22 protein-coding genes and 3 pseudogenes are annotated in these 22907 nt (G+C 38.6%); 13 read left to right on the top strand and 12 right to left on the bottom strand.

All coding sequences use genetic code 11. The annotated features are described in order from the left end of the window. The 8 genes from HMPREF0014_RS24665 to HMPREF0014_RS24630 all read left to right on the top strand — a co-directional run. On the top strand, positions 1–692 hold a 692-nt coding region (locus HMPREF0014_RS24665), incomplete at its 5' end, for a multicopper oxidase domain-containing protein (protein ID WP_020992395.1). Beyond that, complete coding sequence (locus HMPREF0014_RS24660) at positions 679–1560, top strand: copper resistance protein B (protein WP_006581739.1); 882 nt, start codon at positions 679–681, stop codon at positions 1558–1560. The genes HMPREF0014_RS24665 and HMPREF0014_RS24660, both read left to right, overlap by 14 nt. Positions 1561–1671: 111 nt before the next feature. Continuing rightward, positions 1672–2076 (top strand): hypothetical protein, encoded by a 405-nt coding sequence (locus tag HMPREF0014_RS24655; RefSeq protein ID WP_006581738.1) that lies wholly within the window; start codon positions 1672–1674, stop codon positions 2074–2076. 80 nt (positions 2077–2156) lie between these two features. Next, positions 2157–3464, top strand: a complete 1308-nt coding sequence (locus HMPREF0014_RS24650; RefSeq protein ID WP_006582022.1) for a TolC family protein — start codon at positions 2157–2159, stop codon at positions 3462–3464. Beyond that, positions 3464–4963 (top strand): efflux RND transporter periplasmic adaptor subunit, encoded by a 1500-nt coding sequence (locus tag HMPREF0014_RS24645; RefSeq protein WP_006582023.1) that lies wholly within the window; start codon positions 3464–3466, stop codon positions 4961–4963. The genes HMPREF0014_RS24650 and HMPREF0014_RS24645 overlap by 1 nt, the downstream gene beginning before the upstream one ends. A gap of 13 nt (positions 4964–4976) precedes the next feature. Continuing rightward, positions 4977–8123, top strand: a complete 3147-nt coding sequence (locus tag HMPREF0014_RS24640) for an efflux RND transporter permease subunit (RefSeq protein WP_006581678.1) — start codon at positions 4977–4979, stop codon at positions 8121–8123. Positions 8124–8156: 33 nt separating this feature from the next. Continuing rightward, positions 8157–8522, top strand: coding sequence for a copper-binding protein (locus HMPREF0014_RS24635; RefSeq protein ID WP_004658366.1), 366 nt, complete (start codon positions 8157–8159; stop codon positions 8520–8522). 121 nt (positions 8523–8643) lie between these two features. Then, a complete protein-coding gene (locus tag HMPREF0014_RS24630; protein WP_005144680.1) occupies positions 8644–9348 on the top strand; it encodes an IS6 family transposase in 705 nt (234 codons plus the stop codon). Positions 9349–9401: 53 nt separating this feature from the next. On the opposite strand, the pseudogene HMPREF0014_RS25810 reads toward HMPREF0014_RS24630, so the two are convergent. Both HMPREF0014_RS25810 and HMPREF0014_RS24625 read right to left on the bottom strand, forming a co-directional pair. Continuing rightward, positions 9402–9725: pseudogene (locus HMPREF0014_RS25810) on the bottom strand (transposase); the annotation flags it as partial. A gap of 251 nt (positions 9726–9976) precedes the next feature. Continuing rightward, positions 9977–10198, bottom strand: coding sequence for a helix-turn-helix transcriptional regulator (locus tag HMPREF0014_RS24625; protein ID WP_004658364.1), 222 nt, complete (start codon positions 10196–10198; stop codon positions 9977–9979). Positions 10199–10392: 194 nt separating this feature from the next. Between HMPREF0014_RS24625 and HMPREF0014_RS24620 the strand changes: the two genes are divergently transcribed. Beyond that, positions 10393–10644: a hypothetical protein gene (locus HMPREF0014_RS24620; RefSeq protein ID WP_004658363.1), complete on the top strand. Its 252-nt coding sequence runs from the start codon at positions 10393–10395 to the stop codon at positions 10642–10644. Positions 10645–10896: 252 nt separating this feature from the next. On the opposite strand, the gene HMPREF0014_RS24615 is transcribed toward HMPREF0014_RS24620, so the two are convergent. Both HMPREF0014_RS24615 and HMPREF0014_RS24610 read right to left on the bottom strand, forming a co-directional pair. Beyond that, on the bottom strand, positions 10897–11118 hold the full coding sequence (locus tag HMPREF0014_RS24615; protein ID WP_001986288.1) for a hypothetical protein: 222 nt from the start codon (positions 11116–11118) through the stop codon (positions 10897–10899). A gap of 33 nt (positions 11119–11151) precedes the next feature. Next, positions 11152–12351, bottom strand: a complete 1200-nt coding sequence (locus HMPREF0014_RS24610) for an integrase arm-type DNA-binding domain-containing protein (RefSeq protein WP_000059658.1) — start codon at positions 12349–12351, stop codon at positions 11152–11154. Between the two features lie 299 nt (positions 12352–12650). On the opposite strand from HMPREF0014_RS24610, the gene HMPREF0014_RS24605 reads away from it, so the two are divergent. Beyond that, entirely contained in the window at positions 12651–13082 is a 432-nt protein-coding gene (locus tag HMPREF0014_RS24605) for a PPC domain-containing protein (RefSeq protein ID WP_000684953.1), read from the top strand. Between the two features lie 414 nt (positions 13083–13496). Here the strand turns inward: HMPREF0014_RS24605 and HMPREF0014_RS24600 are convergent, their stop codons facing one another. The 3 genes from HMPREF0014_RS24600 to HMPREF0014_RS26045 all read right to left on the bottom strand — a co-directional run bounded on the left by HMPREF0014_RS24600 (position 13497) and on the right by HMPREF0014_RS26045 (position 16366). Then, positions 13497–14135: a glutathione S-transferase gene (locus HMPREF0014_RS24600; protein WP_000631290.1), complete on the bottom strand. Its 639-nt coding sequence runs from the start codon at positions 14133–14135 to the stop codon at positions 13497–13499. Between the two features lie 15 nt (positions 14136–14150). Then, entirely contained in the window at positions 14151–15170 is a 1020-nt protein-coding gene (locus HMPREF0014_RS24595; protein WP_000859510.1) for an NADP-dependent oxidoreductase, read from the bottom strand. A gap of 105 nt (positions 15171–15275) precedes the next feature. Next, a protein-coding gene (locus HMPREF0014_RS26045; RefSeq protein ID WP_115736667.1) for an IS4-like element ISAba33 family transposase occupies positions 15276–16366 on the bottom strand; the annotation gives its coding sequence in 2 pieces (ribosomal slippage) (positions 15276–15826 and positions 15826–16366; 1092 coding nt in all). A gap of 138 nt (positions 16367–16504) precedes the next feature. On the opposite strand from HMPREF0014_RS26045, the gene HMPREF0014_RS24585 reads away from it, so the two are divergent. Beyond that, on the top strand, positions 16505–17113 hold the full coding sequence (locus tag HMPREF0014_RS24585) for a TetR/AcrR family transcriptional regulator (protein ID WP_006581596.1): 609 nt from the start codon (positions 16505–16507) through the stop codon (positions 17111–17113). A 107-nt stretch (positions 17114–17220) separates the two neighbouring features. Further along, positions 17221–17451, top strand: a complete 231-nt coding sequence (locus HMPREF0014_RS24580; protein WP_002050964.1) for a hypothetical protein — start codon at positions 17221–17223, stop codon at positions 17449–17451. A gap of 83 nt (positions 17452–17534) precedes the next feature. On the opposite strand, the pseudogene HMPREF0014_RS24575 reads toward HMPREF0014_RS24580, so the two are convergent. From HMPREF0014_RS24575 to HMPREF0014_RS24565, 3 genes and pseudogenes are all read right to left on the bottom strand, one after another. Then, a pseudogene (locus tag HMPREF0014_RS24575) lies at positions 17535–18662 on the bottom strand (alkene reductase). Positions 18663–18861: 199 nt separating this feature from the next. Continuing rightward, positions 18862–19539 carry a type 1 glutamine amidotransferase domain-containing protein gene (locus HMPREF0014_RS24570; protein ID WP_002050954.1) on the bottom strand — a complete coding sequence of 226 codons (678 nt, stop codon included), beginning with the start codon at positions 19537–19539 and terminating at the stop codon, positions 18862–18864. Positions 19540–19624: 85 nt separating this feature from the next. After that, positions 19625–20782, bottom strand: coding sequence for an iron-containing alcohol dehydrogenase (locus HMPREF0014_RS24565; RefSeq protein WP_000931663.1), 1158 nt, complete (start codon positions 20780–20782; stop codon positions 19625–19627). A gap of 160 nt (positions 20783–20942) precedes the next feature. Here HMPREF0014_RS24565 and HMPREF0014_RS26040 point away from each other — a divergent pair. Next, positions 20943–21173, top strand: a pseudogene (locus HMPREF0014_RS26040) (IS3 family transposase); the annotation flags it as partial. A gap of 208 nt (positions 21174–21381) precedes the next feature. Here the strand turns inward: HMPREF0014_RS26040 and HMPREF0014_RS24560 are convergent. Continuing rightward, complete coding sequence (locus HMPREF0014_RS24560; RefSeq protein ID WP_000920558.1) at positions 21382–21684, bottom strand: antibiotic biosynthesis monooxygenase; 303 nt, start codon at positions 21682–21684, stop codon at positions 21382–21384. A gap of 334 nt (positions 21685–22018) precedes the next feature. Then, entirely contained in the window at positions 22019–22849 is an 831-nt protein-coding gene (gene fghA, locus HMPREF0014_RS24555) for an S-formylglutathione hydrolase (RefSeq protein WP_000402510.1), read from the bottom strand. Positions 22850–22907: the final 58 nt, after the last annotated feature.

The following is a 22907-nucleotide window of genomic DNA, read 5'->3' as shown; positions in this document are numbered from 1 at the left end:
ATCATGATATGTCTTCTATGAAAGGCATGAATCACGATATGTCTTCTATGAAAGGTATGGATCATGATATGTCTTCTATGAAAGGTATGGATCATGATATGCCGATGAATAGCGCTACTGTTAAGGCGGCTTCAGACAAGAATGATAATACCGTATTTGGATGGGCAAATGCTTCAACACCTGAAGGTAATAAAGCATTGCAATATAGTGATTTGCAATCGTTAGATCCTCAAAAAGACACTCGTGCCCCTGAACGTGAAATGGAAATCCGTCTTGGTGGGAATATGGAGCGCTACATTTGGACAATTAATGGTAAGAAGTTTAATGAAACAGAACCATTCAAAGTGAAATATGGGGAACGTATACGCTTGAAATTTGTGAATGACAGTATGATGGCTCACCCAATGCACTTGCACGGTATGTTTATGCAGCTTGAAAATGGTCAAGATCCAAGTAATATGCCAAATAAACACACGATCATTGTGCCACCAGGGAAAACAGTTACAACTTTACTTACTGCTGATGAATTAGGTGAATGGGCTATCCACTGCCATTTGTTATATCACATGGCAGCTGGAATGATGAACAAACTCATTGTGGCAAATGTAGATAGCAATGATGTTGATTCAAAAAGTATCGTTGCCCAACCCCATGCAAATGATAAGGGAGTGAATCAACATGCAAACCACTAAAAAACTTTTTTCAAAAACACTTTTATCAGTTGCTTTAATTGGTTTAGCAGGTATGGCATTTGCTAATGATAATTCGACTGAAAATCTAAATAAGAGTACGTCAAGTATGAATGTGCTTTTAAAAGAAGCTGGAGGATTAGGCTATGTTGAACGTAATGTTGCTCAAAATACTTCAAAAGGCAAATTAGCTCTTAGCCAAAATCATGATAAACATCTGAACGAGCATGGTGGACAGATTTACCAAACAACTAAATTTTCCAATGAGTGGGTAATTGATAACGATGGTAAGGGTAGTTTAGGTTCTAGTTTCGAAACATTGATTGGAACAGATGAGAATCGAGTATTTGTTGAAGCCAATCTGAATAAAGCAGAGAGTAATGATCCCAATTATGATGTGTCTGCACTTTATAGCCGTAATGTAGCACCATTTTGGGATGTACAAGCTGGTCTAAGATACAGCGAGGATAAAAATAACAAGAACAGCGATCGAGTCGATGGTGTTGTTGGTATATTAGGTCTTGCTCCTTATTTCTTTGAGACCAAAGCTTACCTTTATGGTGGAAAAGACAACTTCTGGGGAGCTAGTTTTGATTTCGACCGTGATTTATTACTCACTCAAAAGTTGATTACTCAGCCATATATTGAAGCAGATGTTGTGTTTAATGATAATTCTGACTTTGCATCAAAGACGGGATTGTCAGAATTGAAGACAGGTATTAAAACTCGTTATGAGATTACCAAACGTATCAGACCATTTGTTGATATAGCCTATCAATATGAGAAAGGAAAAAAATCAACTCCTTTTCAAGAAGCAACAGATTCTGAAAAGGGATGGCTATATGGTGCAGGTATTGAATTAGTTTTTTAATTTGTCTCGATATTAAAATAGCAGCCTTAAGGCTGCTATTTTAATGAATAAAATTGCTAATTTTTTCTAAATCTGTAAAACTAAAAAAGCTTAAATTTTGGTCATGACATTATGCACTGGTTAAAAACATGCCTTTCGCTGTTTTTATCATTTGCTATCCTCATCGTAGGATCGGCAGCAGTAGCTTCATCTGTACATAGTCCATGTTTAATGTCATCTCAAGATATGCAATCCATGCAAATGATGAATTCTGAAGATCATGAAAAAGCAAGTGCTATGCACATGGATTGTATGAAAGCTGAAGTACAGATTAAGAAGCAATTACATGATCCATCATGTATGTCTAAGCAAGATTGTATTATGTCATTTTCTAAAATTGCATATACATCTACAGCACTAGGTGTTTTGCAATCTATGGTTTCTTCCCCTGTGGAACAGTCTGCTTTTTCTCCATTAAATCAAAATTTCACCTCATCTGATCCTTCCAATTTATGGAAACCCCCACGCTCTAATTAATTTGATGACTAATCATCATTCATAGAGTTTTCTATGGATGTTCTGCACGTGCGCGTGTACATCATTTTAGAGCTAAAAATATGAACTTTAATAAAGAAAAGCTGTCCCTAAAATGGGGTGGATGGTCAATAACCGCAGTTTGCTTTCTCTTGAGTTATGGTCATGCTTATGCCGAACCACTAACTTTGGATACAGCCTTAAAACTTGCGGAGCAATATGCACCTACCCTTAGAGCAAATAGTGCTCGAATTGAAGGGGCTGAGAATGTAGTTTCAGCTTCTGGCATTTTACCCAACCCTAAATTATTTTTCGGTTTGGAGAATTATCCTATAGCTGGTGATGCGTCATGGTCAGTCACACAAGATGGCATGACCATGCAGAAAATTGGTGTTATGCAAGATTTTCCAAACCGCGCCAAAAGACAAGCCGAGGTCGAGTTAGCAAAAGCTGAATTGGGTTCAGCTACTGCTCAAACTGAGATTCTACGTATTGAGTTACGTCAGAAAGTCGCATCTGCTTGGCTTAAACGCTTTTATCTTGAGCGTAAATTGGCGCTATATGATGAACTGTTTTCAGAAAATCGATTACTTTCTCAAATCACACAGACACAGGTCACATCCGGTCGGACAATTGTTGCTGATGCACTTGATCCAAAACAAGAAGCCACTGTATTACTTGACCGGAAGGATGATTTACTTCGTGATTTAAATAAAGCCAAACTAGAATTACATCGGTTGGTCAGTGTAGAGCAAACTGGAAATCCCTCTCAAATTGAAACCTTACCTGACCAAGCTCCATCCATCCATCTTGATACATCAAAGCTGTATCATAACTTGCATCAGCATCCTGAATTAAAAGCTTTTCAGGCTGAAAAGCTAACTGCTGAAGCAAAATTGAAACAAGCTCAGGCTTTACAAAAACCTGATTGGGGTATTGAGCTTGCATACCTGCATCGTGCCCCAGAGTTTGGCGATATGATCGGTGTACAACTGACAACTGAGCTTCCTGTATTTTCAAAAAAACGTAGTGGTCCCCTCATTCAGGCAGCCCTAGACGAGCAAAACAGGATTACTGCGGATCAAGAAGCCCAATACCGTGAACATCTCACGAAGTTAGATGACGGGCTATCCGATCTCGATGCGCTTGATCAGCAAATTAGACGTGCAATGCAAATAAGTATTCCACTCGCTAAACAAAAAGTGGGTTTACAGTTGGCAAGCTACCAAGCTGGTAAAAGCAATTTGTCTGATGTTATTACTGCCCGACAATCTCTTTTAGAACAACGTTTGCGTCTCATTGATCTCCAACAACAACAGGCTGTGACTAAAGCCCAACTTTATTTTGCCTTTGAAGAGCCGACCTTAAACCATGCTGAGGAGCAGCCATAATGTTAAGAAATAAATTGGCAGTGACTGTCATAGGAGTTGCCACAATTAGTTTGGTTGCAGGTGGTGGTGCTGGATATTGGATAGCACATCAGAAAGACAATCCTCAATCTACTTTAGCGGGTCAGCAACAGGATGCCAAAGTGTTGTATTGGTACGACCCAATGAAGCCTGAACAGCATTTTGATAAGCCAGGTAAGTCTCCATTTATGGACATGCAACTGGTACCTAAATATGCAGACGAAAATACTGCGATGACGGATGAAAGTCGTCCTACAGTCAAAATAGATCCATCTCTTCAACAAAATTTAGCCATCCGTTACGGCACTGTTGAACAGGCTGTAATTGGAAATGCCATGTTTACTAATGGCATATTACAAGCAAATGAACGGCAAACAGCTATTTTACAAACTAGAGCAAGTGGCTTTGTTCAGCGAGTGTATGGGCATGCTGTTGGAGATATGGTGACCGAAGGAAGCCCTATAGCTGATATTTCAATACCCGAATGGACTGGAGAGCAAACTGAATTTTTAGCTGTGCTCCGTACTGGAGATCGTTCCCTTATTCAAGCAAGCCGTCAACGTTTGCAGCTTTTAGGAATACCACAAAATGTGATTCATCAAGTTGAGCGAACTCGTCGAGTGCAATCTAATATAACTTTGCAAGCTCCCATTAGTGGATTTATTGATTCACTAGAAGTCCGCAATGGTATGGCTTTGGCTATGGGACAAACCTTGGCCACAATTAAAGGTATCAACCCGATTTGGCTAGAGGCAGCCGTTCCTGAAAAACAAATTGCTGGAATCAAACGAGGTATGAGTGTAGAAGCCAATTTTGCTGCTTTTTCTCAAAAAGTAACTGGCAAAGTTATCGACATTTTGCCTACCTTAGATACAACATCAAGAACTATTAAAGTTCGGATTGAATTACCAAATCCTAGTGGTCAACTTAAGCCAGGGATGTTTGCTTCTGTCAATATAATAAATAATCCCCAAAGCAGTTTGGTTATACCAGAGCAAGCTGTTATACGTACCGGTACTCGGAATGTTGTCATTGTAGGGCATGAGCAAGGACGTTTTGAACCTGTTGTTGTACAGTTAGGTCAAAGTGATGGCAATAAAATTGCAGTCCTGCAAGGGTTGAAAGCTGGTCAGAAAGTAGTGATTTCAGGACAATTTCTGATTGATTCTGAAGCAAATTTGCAAGGCGTATTGGATAAGCTCAACACTGGGCAACCAATTGCATCATCTCAAACGATTAAGAGGTCAACATATAAAGGTCTTGGTAAAGTTGAAAAAGTCACAAATCAAGATATTACCATTTCACACCAAGCTATTCCTGAGTTGGGCTGGGGTGCTATGACCATGAGCTTTAAACAGCCCGTACAACCATTTACCCGAATTCGGCAAGGTGACCAGGTCAACTTTAGTTTTACAAAAGTTGGAGATGCTTATGTCATTTCTGACATTTCAAAGATGTCTATGGCATCTTTGAAGAACTAACGGGAGAACTATTATGATCGCCCGTATTATTCGTTTTTCAATTTTGAATCGTGTATTTGTCTTATTGGCAGCTTTAATTCTGGCAGCTTGGGGTGTTTGGGCTGTAAAAAATACTCCGGTTGATGCTTTACCAGATTTATCTGATGTGCAAGTGATTGTCAGAACTAATTACCCAGGTCAGGCACCACAAATTGTTGAAAATCAGGTGACGTACCCTTTAACAACAACGATGTTATCAGTACCTGGTGTTAAAACTGTTCGTGGTTATTCTTTTTTTGGTGATTCATTTGTATATGTCATTTTTGATGAACATACCGATCTTTATTGGGCCCGTTCGCGTGTATTGGAATATCTAAATCAGATTCAGGGAAGAATTCCTGCAAATGCGAAATCTTCATTAGGGCCAGATGCCACAGGCGTTGGCTGGGTTTATGAATATGCGTTAGTTGATCCAACAGGACAACATGACCTTTCACAACTGAGAAGCATACAAGACTGGTTTTTAAAGTATGAACTAAAGACATTACCCAATGTGGCTGAAGTTGCCACGATTGGGGGAATGGTGAAGCAATATCAGGTTGTTTTAGATCCAAGTAAAATGGCCGCCTTAGGAATTACTCAAAACAATGTCATTGAAGCGATTCAAAAGGCTAATCAGGAAACTGGTGGTTCAGTCCTTGAAATGGCTGAAACTGAATATATGGTACGAGCTTCTGGTTATTTAAAGACATTAGATGATTTTCGCCAGATTCCACTACGAACAAATAGTTTGGGTGTTCCTGTTTCTTTAGGTGATGTTGCAACTATTCAACTCGGACCGGAAATGCGTCGTGGTATCACTGAGCTGAATGGACAAGGTGAAACTGTTGGCGGTGTTGTGATTTTACGGGCCGGTAAGAATGCACGTGAAACGATTACTGCTGTGAAAGCAAAACTGGCTGAATTGCAACAAAGTTTACCTAAAGGTGTGCAGGTGGTTCCCGTATATGATCGTAGTCAATTGATCGATCGGGCTATAGAGAATCTCAGCCATAAATTGATTGAAGAGTTCATTGTGGTGGCTTTAGTCTGCGGACTGTTTCTATGGCATTTACGTTCAGCAATGGTGGCTATTGTTTCTCTACCACTTGGGATTTTATCGGCTTTCCTGGTCATGTATTATCAGGGGTTAAATGCCAATATTATGTCTCTGGGTGGTATTGCCATTGCGATTGGGGCCATGGTCGATGCTGCGGTTGTGATGGTTGAAAATGCACACAAACATATAGAAGCTTGGCAGCATGAGCATCCTGATCAAATCTTAGCACCACAAGAACGTTGGGATATTATTGCTCGGTCAGCCAGTGAGGTTGGTCCTGCTTTATTTTTCTGCTTACTTATCATTACCTTATCTTTTATTCCTATTTTTACTCTACAGGCACAAGAAGGACGCTTGTTCTCGCCATTGGCGTTTACCAAAACCTATGCCATGGCAGCGGCAGCTGGTTTATCCATTACCCTGATTCCTGTTTTGATGGGTTATTGGATCCGCGGGAAATTACCCTCAGAACAGCGTAATCCATTGAACCGTTTCCTCATCAAAATATACCGACCTATGTTGGATCAGGTTTTAGCTCATCCAAAGACCACTTTATTTGGTGCGTTGCTAATTTTCCTTATTAGTCTTTTACCTTTAACTCGATTAGGTGGAGAATTTCTACCGAATATGGATGAAGGTGATTTACTGTATATGCCTTCAGCTTTACCAGGATTGTCCGCAGCTAAGGCCTCAGAACTGTTACAGCAAACAGATCGAATGATTAAAACGGTTCCAGAAGTTGCGACAGTATTTGGTAAAGCAGGGAGAGCTGAGTCAGCAACAGACCCTGCGCCTTTAGAAATGTTTGAAACCACGATTCAGTTCAAACCACGGTCTGAATGGCGCTCAGGTATGACACCTGACAAATTAGTAAAAGAACTGGATAAAGCAGTTCAAGTACCGGGTTTAACGAATATTTGGGTGCCACCTATTCGTAACCGGATTGATATGTTGGCAACTGGGGTGAAAAGTCCAATCGGGATTAAGATTTCAGCAAATGATCTGCAAGATATTGATCGGGTAGCACAGCAAATTGAACAAGTGGCTAAACAGGTGCCCGGAGTTAGCTCGGCTTTGGCTGAACGACTCACAGGTGGTCGATATGTTGATGTCGATATTAACCGTATGCAGGCTGCACGATATGGCCTCAATATCAACGATGTGCAGCAAATTGTATCATCTGCGATTGGCGGGGAAAATATTGGTGAAACTGTTGAGGGATTAGCAAGATATCCTATTAATGTACGTTATCCACGAGAGATTCGAGACTCATTGGAAGCTTTGAGAAATTTACCGATTGTAACTGAATCTGGACAACAAATTGTATTAAGTAGTGTTGCCAATATTCAAATTACAGATGGCCCTCCAATGCTGAAGAGCGAAAATTCCCGCCCTAGTGGTTGGGTTTATGTAGACGTACAAGGACGTGACTTAGCTTCGGTTGTGCAAGATTTGAAGCAGTCTATTGATCAAAAAGTAAAACGCTCCTCTGCCATGAGCATTAGCTATTCAGGGCAATTTGAGTTTATGGAACGTGCTAATGCGCGTTTAAAAGTCATCATTCCAATTACATTGATGATTATTTTTCTACTGCTCTATTTGATTTTTAGACAAGTACAAGATGCAGTTCTGATTATGGCAACGCTACCTTTTGCTTTGATTGGTGGTATATGGGCCATGTATTTGAGCGGTTTTCACTTTTCAGTTGCGATTGCAGTTGGTTTTATCGCACTTGCAGGTGTTGCTGCTGAGTTTGGTGTAGTCATGTTGTTCTATTTGAAGCAAGCAGTTGAACATGCACAGCAAAACCTATCTTCTTCAACGACATCCTTAACGAAGCAACAACTCAATGATGCAATCCGAACAGGAGCTGTACTACGCGTTCGTCCTAAAGCCATGACGGTTGCCGTCATTTTGGCAGGCTTAATTCCTATACTTTTAGGGACTGGGACAGGTTCTGAATTGATGAGCCGTATTGCTTTACCTATGGTTGGGGGCATGATTTCAGCTCCTCTACTGTCAATGTTTGTTATCCCGGCTGTATATCAGCTTTTAATCAAAAGAAAACTATCAACACATTGATCGTTTTATTATTTCGTCTAAAGAGGTTTTATTATGTTGAAATTCATGAAAATTATTGCTCTTGTTACCACTATTGCTGCATTAAGCGCATGTAGTAAAAATGAAGCATCAGAGCAGAAGAAAGCAGACGCACCTATGGAGCAGATGAATAAGGAGTCTTCTACCGCTACAACGGCTCAAGCCGTTGGCGTGATTACTGCTATTGATACGAAAGAAAATATTTTAACACTCGACCATGAAGCAATTCCTGCGATTAATTGGCCAGCAATGAAGATGGGCTTTAAAGTTGCTGACCCATCCTTATTAAATGGTTTAACTGTAGGAGATAAAGTTGACTTTGAATTAAAAGCAGAAGGAGAAAATTATATAATCATCGCTGTAAAGCCTAAGAATTCATAATGTACTAGTATATGGTGCCAATAGTGCTATATCCTTTAGACGCTATTGGCATTTTTATAGGCACTGTTGCAAATAACCACGAATGGTAAGCTGAAGACTGTTTTAGCTAAAGGTGCAGCATATGAATCCTTTCCATGGTCGGCATTTTCAGGGCGAAATCATTCTTTGGGCTGTGCGCTGGTATTGTAAATATGGCATTAGCTATCGTGAACTGCAGGAAATGCTGGCCGAACGGGGTGTGAATGTTGATCACACGACTATTTACCGTTGGGTTCAACGTTATGCTCCTGAAATAGAAAAACGTTTACGCTGGTATTGGCGTAATCCTACAGATCTGAGCTCGTGGCATATTGATGAAACCTATGTAAAAGTGAATGGACGATGGTCTTATCTGTATCGTGCAGTCGATCAACGTGGCGATACCATTGATTTTTATCTTTCTTCTAGACGTAATACCAAATCAGCCTATAGTTTTCTAGGAAAGATCTTCAATACGGTGAAAAAATGGCAAATTCCACGGGTCATCAATACAGATAAAGCAGCGACCTATGGCCATGCTTTATCACGATTAAAGCGAGAAGGAAAATGTCCAGTAGATATTGAGCACAGGCAGATTAAGTATAAAAATAACGTGATTGAATGTGATCATGGCAAGCTAAAGCGGATCATCAGGGCCACATTAGGATTCAAATCTATGAAGACGGCTTATGCCACAATTAAAGGTATTGAAGTCATGCGTGCACTACGTAAAGGACAAGCATCGTCATTTTATTATGGTCAGCCTCAGGGTGAAGTGTGTCTAATCAACAGGGTTTTCGGTCTCTAAGTACTTTTTAAAGGGAACATCATCGACTCAAATCTCTATTTGCAACAGTGCCGTCCATTGCAACTCTTTTCATAGCTAATTTGAATATCAATATGCTTTTGTCTTCTGCGAATGGTTGAATAATCCAGAGCTGTCCAATCTAATCCGCAAAGTTTAATCAAGCTTTGGACAAAGCCAGTCACCATGCATACAGAAAGACGAAATAAGGATTTAATCATGAGATAGCACTGAATGGCTATGTCAGAATAAGTTTGATTTCGACCATGTTTTCCTTGTGACTGCGAATATCATTGAATCTTAGTATCAAACCAAATTGTAAAATTACCATGATTGATCAAAGCATGATTGTAGGATGACCAATTCGGTGTACGATAAATTTAGGTGTAGGCTATTGCTGTATAAGACCTTATCGGTAGGTTTGCGCAACAAGGCCTCAAAATCCCACCTTAAAATGCAAATAGCAAAAAAACTCTACCATTCGATTGATTTCATTTTAGAAGTAATGAAATTAGTATCTGTTTGTAATGATATTTTATAAAATTCAATATTAGATCTGCAGAGAAAAACTTATCAAACTAAGTATTGGCTAGTCTTTTTCTTCGAAAAACTTATCAAACGAAGTATTAAGTTAATCTTTTTCTTCAACTTCTTCCTTAAACTCAAACAAATCATTCATCGTACAGTTAAAGTACTTACACAACTTATCGGCGACTGGTAATTCAATACGTACAGCACGGTCATAATACATACTTGTGAGCGTGTTGCGATTGATACCTGTTGCATGCACCACTTCACTTAATTTTAAAATTTTTCTATCGCCCATGAGGCTAGATAACTTACAAGTAATCATATTTAAATTAATTTACAAAAAATAACTTGCTGTGGGTTATTTGAAGTTGTTGACTGAGTAATACTTTGCTAAAATTAACCTACAGCAGGTTATTACAACTTATAGAAAGTATATTTTATCCATTTCAACTAAATTATAACTTTTTAAATATAAGGATTGAACCTGCATTAGATTATTTTGTGGAGATGACCGCCGTGTTACCAAATGAGTTATTGATCAGCCAGCAAGCTCGTGACTTAGGAAATCAATTAATTAAAGAAATGAACATCAATAGAAGTTATGGAATGGCTAATTTTCTTGGAGTAAATACTTGCTATGATAATCATCAGGCTGTACTTATTTGGACATTTCAACTGCTTGAAAGGGAACCTGCCTTAAATGAATTAGCAGAAATTAAAAAATATTTTCTTTTAATCTTTCCAGATAGTGTTTATCAATTAGCCTAAGTTGTTTTTAAAATTAATTTATTAAATAAAAAGCACTAAATCAAAGAAAGCTTTATTTAAAAATACCTATTAATTCAAAAACATACCATTTACTGAATATATGAAGCATAGGTTCCTGCTCTATCACTCACTCGTACTAAAATTACATCGCTCTTTTTACTGATACTAAACAATTTATGTCCACGCCACGTTCTGCGGCTTCGAGGGCTAGTTTTTGTTGAACCACTAAGAACAAGGACAACAAACTGCCTACTATATTTTCCCGGAGAGTGGTGTAGGAACTTTTTCATTATTGCTAATCATATCAGCGACAACATCAGCAACGAGCTCCTCTATTCCTGAGAATGCTTTAGACTGATCCGCATCAAGCCAAGACAATGATGGAAACTCAGCACACAACCCAACATACTCATTATATTCTGCTGACCATGTAACACGGCAAGTATATTGTTTACTATCCATTTGAAACCCCATAATGTTTTAAGTCTATGTATAAAAGTACGATTTTCACTTAGCAGTACTTAAATAATCACCCCACCACTGCATCATTTCAGTCCGCTGGGCTAAATAGTCAGCGTGATTATAGCTGGCACGGGTACGGTTCTTATCAATATGTGAAAGTTGTGCCTCAATCCAGTTATCCTGGAACAAACCTGAGTCATTCAAAATGGTACTAAAAGTGGAACGTAGTCCATGAGAGGATAATTGATGTTTTCCATAGCCCATCTTACGTATAGCCATATTTAATGTATTAAAATGAATCGGTTGATTATGTTTCCGTGGGCTAGCAAAAATGTACTTTTCACCGTATGACCATTGCATGACGTCTTTTAAAATATCTAAAGCCTGATCTGAAAGTGGAACTAAGAAGTCGGGAATCTCATGGCCTAATATGACTTTTCGTCGAAACTGTTTAATATGCAAGGCAGGTATTTTCCAGATTTTTTCATTTAAATCAAAATGATGAGGCTCAGCCAATAACAATTCAGCCCCTCGCACGCCAGTATGTAATTTGAACAGCAGTGCTTTTTTAATAATCGGATGGGCATCCAATTTTAATAAATTTTTCTTAAAATCTGATATATCCTCCGCTTTCAAATACGGATAATTCTTCTTGATTTTACTGTTAATGGCGATTTTATTTAAACCATGCGCGATGTTGAATTCACAATAACCCATCGCTACAGCGTAGTCATAAATTTGGTTCAAATAACTACAAGCTTTCTTGACAGGTTCTTTTACTTGGCGTCCCTCTATTTTTTTGATTACTGAAACCAGGTCATAACGCTTGATGTTTTGAAAAGGTAAATCCTGAAGGTCTGGATAAATATCTTGCTGTAAACATCTTTCTGCTAACTGTAGTACACCGCAGCGGGGTGAATCATTAAATGCATTTTTCAGTTTGAACTGCAGCCACTCCTCCCCTACCTTACGAAAGGTGATGACATTAGAGACAGTATCATGCTCAAAACAATAATTATTGTCTTTAAAGTCATCTTTGACTTGTCGTGCCTTTTTCAGCGATAAATCAGGATAAAGCCCCAACTGAATGCGGCGACGTTTTTTTGTTTGTGGATCTGTATAGCGATAGCACCAAGATTTTCTTCCAGTCGGCTCAATCTTCAGGCTAAGTCCATCTTCATCGGATAAAAAACAAGTTTTTTCCTTGCAATGAGCTTGGCGAACTTTAATTTCAGTAAGACTCATGAAATTTAAATGAAACCTATCAGCGGATTGACGAGATCCATTATATCAAAATAGAAGAAAATATATATGATGCGTATGATACGCATCATATATTTTTATAAGTATTTGTTAAATAAAGTTTATATATAGATTGGCTATTCCTTAGTGACCAATTAATTAACCATTGATTTCGCAAGTCTTAAATTAACATTTGAAGTGCAACTCTATGTTATGACTATTCACAGTTCTGTTCCATGATTCATGGTTACTTATTACTTATGTTACTATGTCAGGGGCGATACAAGAATTAAGGTAACCTTATGAAAATAGCGAATACGAAATTACTAGCTGGTGCTTTTATGACCCTAACTTTAACTATGCTTAGCCCTGCCGCACTTGCAAATGATAACAATGATATACGAAAGACTGTTGTAGTTAAGTTTGCTAAAAAAGCTTACTCTGCAAATTATTACGGAAGGATAGATGGATACAAGTATGATTCCTACAAATTTTATGCTAAAAAAGGGCAAAAGTTAAAAGTGAGGTTGACTGGAGGAAATGTTGAAACTTACTTATGGGGTAATCAATTAAAAGACTCCATCAATCTTGGAGAATATTCTCCAAAGCTTGATGATAATGGTATTTATATTTTACCTGCTTCAGGTGAGTATGAAATTAGAGTATTACAACCTAGATCACAGGCAAGAAAAGATAAAAAACCTCAATACTGGATGAGTATTAACATTAAATAAAGACTTGCTAGATTCGTTTAAACTTTTATACAAGGGTTCAAAAACTATTGCCAGTTAAACGGGGCGTGATTTTTACGTATATGCGTTTATGTTAGTAAAATGATGTAGTTTACTTGTTTAATACCCCGAGGAATAATTTAATCTTGCTGTGCGTTAGTCACGTTTCTTTCTTTCAGAAGTTGATTATATCTTTCAACGTAACCGTCGTGATATTCAAACTCTTTTGATAGGAATTTGATGGGAAGAATAGGCGAAACTTGTCTTAAATAATGGTAATTCCTTATCTTTAAAATAGAGAACGCCCGATGAAATTCATTAGGCGTTTAATTTAAATAAGTGTCAGCTTATTTTATAACTAGATGTACTTGACAATCACGATTCTTTTTCTAAATTGCCTTTAAAAAATCAATCTTGCTATTTTTGACTTTTCACACCATTTTGTTCAATTTGTACTGCGGCTTGCCAGCTAGGTAGTTGGCTTAAACCTGCTACATAACGTTGGATATGGGGATAATTTTCACCTTGTCCCATATGATAAACTAAAGCATGTAGTCCAAAGCCCATCATAAAGTCAGCACCGGTTAAACGGTCTGCCACTAGAAATTCTTTATCTTTTAAATATTCATTTAAATGGCCGAATACTTTATCGAACTCAACTTGAGTATAATTTTCTAGAAATACCAACTTCGTACCCTGCTTGGTTTCAATCGCATTAAACGTTTTTAATAAAAATGGCAGCATGGCAGAGCTTTCTGAGAAATGAATCCACTGTAGATAATCGACATAGGTAGGTTCATCCATATCTGGTGCTAAATGCGGCGCAAGTTTCTGAATTAATAACTCAACGATTGCGCCTGACTCTGCAATAACTTTGCCATCCCATTCCAATACTGGAGATTTCCCTAAAGGATGGATGTTTTTTAAAGATTCAGGGGCCAAATGCGTGCTTGAGTCACGATAATAGCTTTTCAGCTCATAGGGCTGCTTGATTTCTTCAAGTAACCACAAAATGCGAAAAGAACGTGATTGATCTAAATGATGTAGTGTAATCATAATATTCCTATTTTTTTAAATTTTTACAACCACTTTGCCAAAGTTTTTGCCTTTTAACATACCATTGAAAGCATTGATCGTGTTATCTAAACCTTGCACCATATGCTCTTTATATTTGATTTTTCTGTCTTTCAACCATTCAGACATTTGCTGATTGAATTCCGGATACTGATTGCCATAATCATCAAAAATAATAAAGCCTTGCATGCGAATACGCTTTCTTAAAAGAGTGGAAATAAAGCCAGGTAAACGGTCTGGCCCTTGTGCTTGCTCGGTAGCGTTATACTGCGAAACCACACCACACACCGGTACACGTGCCGCAGAGTTAAGCAATGGCCATACCGCATCAAACACTTTACCCCCTACATTCTCATAATAAATATCAATACCGTTGGGAACTGCTTGTTGTAATTGTTCTGCAAAATTTTCATCATGATAATTGATACAAGCATCGAAGCCGAGTTCTTGTACTGCATAATGGCATTTTTCAGCCCCACCTGCGACGCCAACCACGCGACAACCTTTAAGTTTGCCAATTTGTCCAACTGTAGCACCAACAGGTCCCGTTGCAGCTGCAACGACTAAAGTTTCACCGGCTTTAGGCTGACCAATGTCCAACAACCCCATATAAGCAGTAAAGCCAGGCATCCCCAAAATACCCAATGCCCAAGATGGATGTTCGGGTTGCATACCTAAGCTTTGACATGCAGTCCCATCAGAAATTGCGTAGCCCTGCCAACCATTTCCAGAAAGAACCCACTCGCCTTCTTTGAATTTTGGGTTTTTAGAGGCCATCACTTGACTGACTGTTCCACCGACCATCACTTCGCCAATTTCAACCGGTGCTGCATATGAGGGAGCATCACTCATGCGACCACGCATATAAGGATCGAGTGACAAGTAAATGGTTTTTAACAATATCTCGCCTTGTTTAAGTTCATTGAGCTCAACTTGCTCAATACGAAAATCGCTGTGTTTTGGCTCACCCACTGGCCGTTTAGCTAAAACGATGCGTTGATTAATAACTGTTTTCACACATATAACTCCATGTTTTATTTAAAAGTATTTCTCTTCATAATCAAAAATTATGATTAAAATTTCTTTACATCCATTGTAGATGAGCTCTGTACACGACAAATTTCATAGGATCCTTGTCCTATCAGGCTTTTTCTTTCTTAAAATTGCTAGCACTTTCTTAAATTCTTCTTTTTTTCCAAAACCAATCAAACGTAGAATAGCCATTTGAACATAGTCCAAACCGTAGCGAAATAAACTTACTGAAAGTCGTCCATGCTTCTTTATTTTTATCGCTTTTTTTCGATCATGTTGCCATTCACCTGTTAAATAGCACCAACAGAAACCGATAGCTAGCACTGCTATCAATTTCTTGACTCGTCCAGGGTCTGTTAAACGAGTATTTTCAAGATTGAATCCACGTCCTTTGAGACAACTAAATAAGGTTTCGATTTCCCAGCGTAATGCATAATCACGAATAGCAGAAGCATTAAACATAGGAGAAACAACAAGTAAAAGTTCTCCATCTTCTAATCGTAGCGCACTAATATACAGTTTTACTCGACCAACCCAAATACGTCGTTTACGACATTCAGTTTGACCAACTTGAAGATGACGAAATAAATCACTAATTTTATGATTCCTGGCTAAGTGATTGGTCACAATAAAGTTTTTTTAACACGTATACAGAAGTTAATGTCATTTTCAATTAACCATGTAAACCATTTCTCACCGATAAATTCTCTGTCTGCGAACACATTCACAATACGGTCTTTACCAAAAATAGAGATAAAGCGTTGAATCAAAGCAATACGCTCTTTTGTATCTGAATTTCCACGTTTATTGAGCAATGTCCAAACAATAGGTATCGCTATTCCACGATAGACGATGGCTAACATCAAGATATTGATATCTCGTTTTCCCCATTTCCAATTGGTTCTATCTAAAGTCAGTTGCACTTTGTCGAATGAAAATATATTGAAAATTAACTGAGAAATTTGACGATAATCAAAATACTGACCTGCAAAGAAGCGTTGTATACGTCGATAAAATGATTGTGGTAAGCACTTGATGGGTAAGGCTTTAGATGCAGAAGAAAGATTACATGTCTGTTTTACAATTAATGCAATCATAATCAGTGTAAAACATTTTACATGTGACTTGTTCCACTTTAGATATTTGTTTAAGATGAGATGTAACTCATTGAAATGTGTCATCATATTCGTCGTCAGAAAACAAGTATTATGCCATTATTTCAATGAGTTATCTTTTTTTGTCGTGTACAAAGGTAGATGAGTTATAATAAAAAACAATACGACTGGTCTATTTTTTTTACAATAGAGTAAATAATTAATATGAAGCCTACTCCTATTAAAAAGTCTGAAGCGAAGCGCTTACACATTCTTAACACCAGTTCAGACCTGATTTTGCATAAAGGTTTTACTGGCGTAGGATTACAGGAAATTTTACAGAGCTGTGAAATCCCTAAAGGCTCGTTTTATCATTATTTCCAATCCAAGGAAGCTTTCGGATGTGAATTGGTACAGCATTATGTAGATAATTACCAAGTCCGTTTAAATGATGTATGGCGTAGTGATAAATCCCCTTATCAAAAGCTGATTGAGTATTTTAATTTATGGATAGAAGATCCTGAAACACAGTGTGGTTGGGCGGATAGCTGTTTAATTGTGAAACTTGCCGCAGAAGTTGCCGATCTATCTGAAGATATGCGCTCCATTATGTCCGCTGGCGTCGATGATGTAATCCAACGGATTGCTGGTTTAATTGATTTGGGAAAACAGGATCAGTCTATCCAAGCAGATACCGAGGCCTCGACGTTGGCACAAGTACTTTACCAAATGTGGTTAGGTGCAGCATTACTGAGTAAGTTGCAAAAAGATAAAACACCATTACATCAAGCGCTGAGAGCAACTAAATTTCTATTAAAAAGTAAAGATTCATAAAAATTAATTAAATATCAACCACATAATTCATAATAGCAGTCCAATGATTACATATTATTGTATTGCTATTAGATCAATTTACAATCCATGAATGAGTATAGCGCACAATGAATTCTTCTTCTAAAGCCCTCATGACTCGTATTTTAGTCGGATATTTAGGCTTATATCCCACACTATTACTGGTACTCACTTTATTAAAGCCAATTACTGAGCATCAAAGTTTCCCGATGATGGTGTTGATTGAAGTCATAGTATTAGTGCCAGTAACGCAACTGATTTCTTTCCCACTGGCAGGTTGGCTCATTACACAGCTAAGAAATTTTAAGAACTTGTTTTAAGAAGAAATTGTGCTGGCAACAGCAATCCTAAGTCCTTATTTTGCCAACCACAAAGGTTGGCAAAATAACTCATTAAGTCAATATTAATCTGCGTAAGCTGGATAATCAATATAGCCTTTTTCCGTCCCACCATACATAGTGCTTGCATCTACTGTATTCAATGGCCAGTCATTCGCGATGCGATCGGGTAAATCCGGATTCGCAATAAATGGGCGTCCAAATGCAATTAAATCGGCCAACCCTGCCTCTAAAATTCGAGTCCCTCTTTCTGCCGTATATCGACCTGCATAAATAATCTGACCACTGAAAGTGTCTCTGACATCTTTACGAAAATCATGAGGAAGTTCTGGTGCATTATCTCAATCAGCTTCTGCAATAGATAAGTAGGCAATCCCAACTTCTTCAAGTATTTTTATGGCTTCAATATAAGTTACATGTGGATCATCTTCAACCAACCCCATGTAAACACGATCTTCCTCTGTACTTTCAAATAGCGGGGCAAAACGCACTCCTAAACGATCTGCACCAACCACCTCAGCAACGGCCTCTACTACTTCACGTAAAAAACGCAAACGATTGTTTAGTGATCCACCATATTCATCTTCACGGTGGTTACTATGTGCAGAGATAAATTGATTTACCAAATAACCATTTGCACAATGAATTTCAACTCCATCAAAACCAGCAGCCAAGGCATTGCGTGCAGCTTGAGCATAGAGTTGCACTAATTTTTTAACTTCTGCATTGCTTAAAGCACGTGGCATTGAAGGATCAGCCAAGGCACCTGCATTGGGCCCGGTCTCAATAAAGACTTTAACATTACTATCAGCCTTAATAGCCGAAGGCGCGACCGGTGATGCATGATTGGGTTGCAAAGATGTATGTAAAACACGCCCAACATGCCAAAGTTGTGCAAAAATAATGCCTCCTTTAGCATGCACTGCTTCCGTCACTTTACGCCATCCAGCAATCTGTTCAGGGCTGTGAATACCGGGAGTCCAAGCATAGCCTTGACCACGTGGCTCAATTTGCGTACCTTCGGTGACCATAAATCCTGCCCCGGCACGCTGTTGATAATAGGTTGCCATCAGTTCATTTGGAATATTCCCTGGCTGAGTACTGCGCGACCGCGTTAATGGTGGCAATACAATACGGTTTTGCAAAACATAAGGGCCTAAGCTTAAGTTTTGAAAAAGTTTACTGTCATTCAATTCATTGTATCCAAGTCATCATGACTTAATTGATCTAAATTAAATACCCATCCTTCCTGTATATAGAAAAATAAAGGAAGGAAAGCTATTCACTCAGGCCCTTCACCATTAAGTGACGATTATTTTGCTTGTTGCGCCAGTTGCTCAAAGTCAGAAGTTTTATTCACTGCAAAGCACCACAACAGACACTAGCTACTCTTTATTTCAACAATTGAAGTAATGCTGTAGCGGTTGCAGCAGAAGAGGCTGGATTTTGTCCAGTAACCAGCAAGCCATCTACTTGAACATGTACTTGCCAATCTTCTACTTTAGAATAATGACCACCGTTTTCTTTAAGCATGTCTTCAACTAAAAATGGTACAATTTTAGTCAAACCTACAGCCTCCTCCTCAGTATTGGTAAAACCAGTCACCAATTTACCTCTGACTAAAGGCGCTCCATTACTTGCTTTCACATGACGAAGAACACCTGGGGCATGACACACTGCTGCAACAGGTTTGCCAGACTGAATCGCCTGTTCAATCAGAGAAATTGAAATCGGATCTTCTGCTAAATCCCACAATGGGCCATGCCCGCCTGGATAAAACACTGCATCATAATCAGCTACAGAAATTTCGCTAAGTTTATGCGTCTGTGCCAATGCTTGCATTGCAGTTGGATCAGCTTCAAAACGATGAGTGGTTTCAGTTTGCGCATCGGCCAAATTACTTTTCGGATCTAGTGGTGGCTGCCCACCTTGAGGCGACGCCAGCGTAACTTCAGCACCAGAGTCAATAAAGGTGTAATACGGTGCAGCAAGTTCTTCTAGCCAGAAACCTGTTTTCTTACCAGTATTGCCAAGTTGATCATGTGAGGTTAAAACGATTAAAATTTTCATGTTATTTCTCCGATATTTTTCAGGATTGAGGAGCATTGTTGCATGATCACTTGTCGTGTAACGTGACCATGACAGATACGCTTATTTAGATACTCGTCTCGAGAATTTGGCGACTGATCTCTAATGAAACAGTTTTATGTTCGCCTAGCTGTGTAAGATTGTGTGATTTAAGTTGCGTAATGATGATCTCAATATCTGTCTCCCCCAGTCCATAATCGCTAAGACGAGTCGGCAATCCAAGTTGCTCAAAGAAGGCTCGAGTACGAGCAATAGCAGTATCAATACGTTGTTCTTCATCACCTTCGACAATCTGCCAGACTCGAGCTGCATACTGTAGTAATTTTTCTCGCTTCTCTTGACGACGCACTTGTAGATTGGCCGGCAACACAATGGCCAAGGTACGAGCATGATCAATACCATGTAAAGCCGTGAGCTCATGCCCAATCAAATGAGTTGACCAATCTTGTGGTACACCAGCTCCAATTAGCCCATTCAGTGCCATGCTAGCAGCCCACATCAAATTCGCACGCGTGTCATAATCTGCTGAATCTTCCAAGATTTTCGGTCCAATCTCAATCAGAGTTTGCAATAGACCTTCGGCAAAACGATCTTGTACTTGTGCATTGACAGGGTAAGTTAAGTACTGTTCCATGACATGAACAAATGCATCGACCACGCCATTTGCTAATTGGCGCGTCGGCAAGCTAAAAGTTTTATTCGGATCCAGTACGGAAAATTGCGGAAAAACATAGGGGCTGTTAAATGACAATTTGGCTTGGGTCGATTTTCTGGTTACTACCCCACCGCTATTCATTTCTGAACCAGTTGCCGGAAGGGTGAGTACACTCGCAAAAGGCAAAGCTTGAGTAATTTTAGTACCATGGGTTTCTAAAATCTCCCATGTATCCCCTGTATAATTGACTGCTGCTGCAATAAATTTAGTACCATCAATTACCGATCCGCCACCGACAGCCATCAAGAAATCTATCTTTTGTTCTCGAATCAGCTCTACAGCTTTCATGAGGGTTTCATAACTCGGATTCGGCTCAATTCCGCCAAATTCATGAATTTCTCTTGCACCTAATGCTTCACGCACCTCAGCTAAAGTACCATTCTTACGTGCACTTTCACCACCAAACAACATTAATACTTTTGCTTCTGTAGGCACATAGTCATTGATTTTAGCTATTGTATCGCCACCAAAAATAATGCGAGTCGGATTATAAAAGTTAAAATTCAACATATTTTTATCCTAGGATGATCAGCTAATTGATTTGAAAAACCACCGTTATTCATCAAATAAACTTTAAAAAAATTGGACAACACTGCGGCTTTTGACTGCACTATGTGCTAACTATACACAAAAATAGACCAGTCGTCTATTTTTATAAAAATTATTTCAGCTTGCCGACCTTAGTGATGGTTAAACACATTCAGGCTTGTTCTATACCACTTTTATTATTGATGTATTTTCACGAGCGATTGTTGAATGGAAGGTATCAACACGCATGACTACTGACATGGTCGTGAACGCATTGGCTAAAGCAGTGAATGGCTCATACAAAATAGCAATGATTAAATATTTTAAAAGCAGATTGGCACGGTTTAGCAGATGTACAAATGCGACAGTAAATTAGATAGATTGGTTCAATATAAAGCGTGTAAATAGTTGCATTTGTTTATTTACCCTGTTTTGGATATTGACCCTTGTAAATGATGAGATTAAGCCATTAAATAAAGTAGCCCAACTTGAATAGAAAGCCTCTGACAAACATCATAGGGTTGAAGTGCTGCCTTACATTCAAAATTTCAGACAGCACCCTCATACATTTAAGCATCGGTTTAAGCTGGTAGTTTACTCGCCAAAACATCTACTTTTTCAATAGACGGTGGCTCTGAAAATAGCTCTTCGGCCTGAGCCATCAACGCAGCTGCAACCTTGCCAGATAAATGCGCTTGGCGACCCGCCTCATCAGGAAATGCATCAAAAATACCAAATGTTGTAGGTCCAAGACGTAGGCCAAACCACGCAACTGTCGCAGGTTCTTCCATTACAATAGGTAAACCGGCTTTAAGAAAAGCTTCCACTTCGTCTTCTTTACCCGGTTTAGCTTCAAGACGGACATATAAAGCTGTTTTAAGCATGACTAAAACTCCATAATTGATTAGAATTCAAACTGATTCTGACATTGCTAATGTATGCATGTCAGAAAGTTTTGTTGTATAAAAGTTAGAAAAAATTCCCATAGCTGAGCCAAAATTTAGGTTTTTATTTCGACATAATGCTATGAATTTATTCAAGTTAATATCATTAACATTTGAATCAAAAAATCAAGATATGAGATGATTAAATTCAATCTTATTTATATAAGGATCAATTGACTCTACCTTAGCTTTATAAGCTGACCTCTTCATCTGGAAATTATATTGCTCAAGAAGCATTCAAGAACAATATTGTACATCCTCATATCTATGAAAGTTATTTAGCTAGGAATTTGCTGTGAAACTCTATATGTTTCTCTATAAAGCTCGCAATGAAGTAATAGCTATGGTCATACCCTTCTCTTAGGTTAAGTGTAAGAGGATATTCTTGTTCCAAACAAATATCACTAAGAAGCTTAGGCCTTAACTGTTCTTCAAGAAAATCATCAGCTGTTCCTTGATCGACTAAAATAGGTAAATGAACTTCAGCGTTTTTGATTAATTCAATCGCATCATAGCTTTTCCATAAAGTTTCGGTTTCACCTAGGTAGTGTGTAAAAGCCTTTTTCCCCCAAGGTACTTGGCTAGGTGCAACAATTGGTGCAAAAGCAGAAATACTTTTATACAGCTCAGGATTTTTTAATCCAATTACTAATGCACCATGACCACCCATGCTATGACCCATAATACTTTGGACTTGATTGGTCGGAAAATTCAGGTCAATCAGATTTCTGAGCTCTTCCACAATATAATCATACATTTTGAAATGCTGCGACCAGGGTGCTTGTGTTGCATTCACATAGAATCCTGCGCCTTGGCCTAAATCATAATCTGCATGATCTGGTACATCCTCTCCACGTGGGCTGGTATCTGGTGCAACAATAATGACTTTATGTTCAGCCGCATACTTTTGTGCTCCGGCTTTAGTAATAAAGTTCTGTTCGTTGCAAGTCAATCCTGATAACCAATATAACACTGGCAACCGCTCATCTTTGTCATGAGGTGGCAGATATATTGAGAATTTCATTGAACAGTTTAATGCTATTGACTGATGGCGATACACTTCTTGCGATCCACCAAAAGAAGCATGCTTCTCAATTATTTCCATAATCAATTACCTATGTTGAGCAAGACTTCATGAGAAATCAAGTAAACAAAGAGTCTTA

The organism is Acinetobacter sp. RUH 2624, assembly GCF_000162375.2.
GTDB lineage: Bacteria > Pseudomonadota > Gammaproteobacteria > Pseudomonadales > Moraxellaceae > Acinetobacter > Acinetobacter nosocomialis.
The sequence above is the reverse complement of the archived record's forward strand: the minus strand, read 5'-3'. Positions and strand labels throughout refer to the sequence as shown.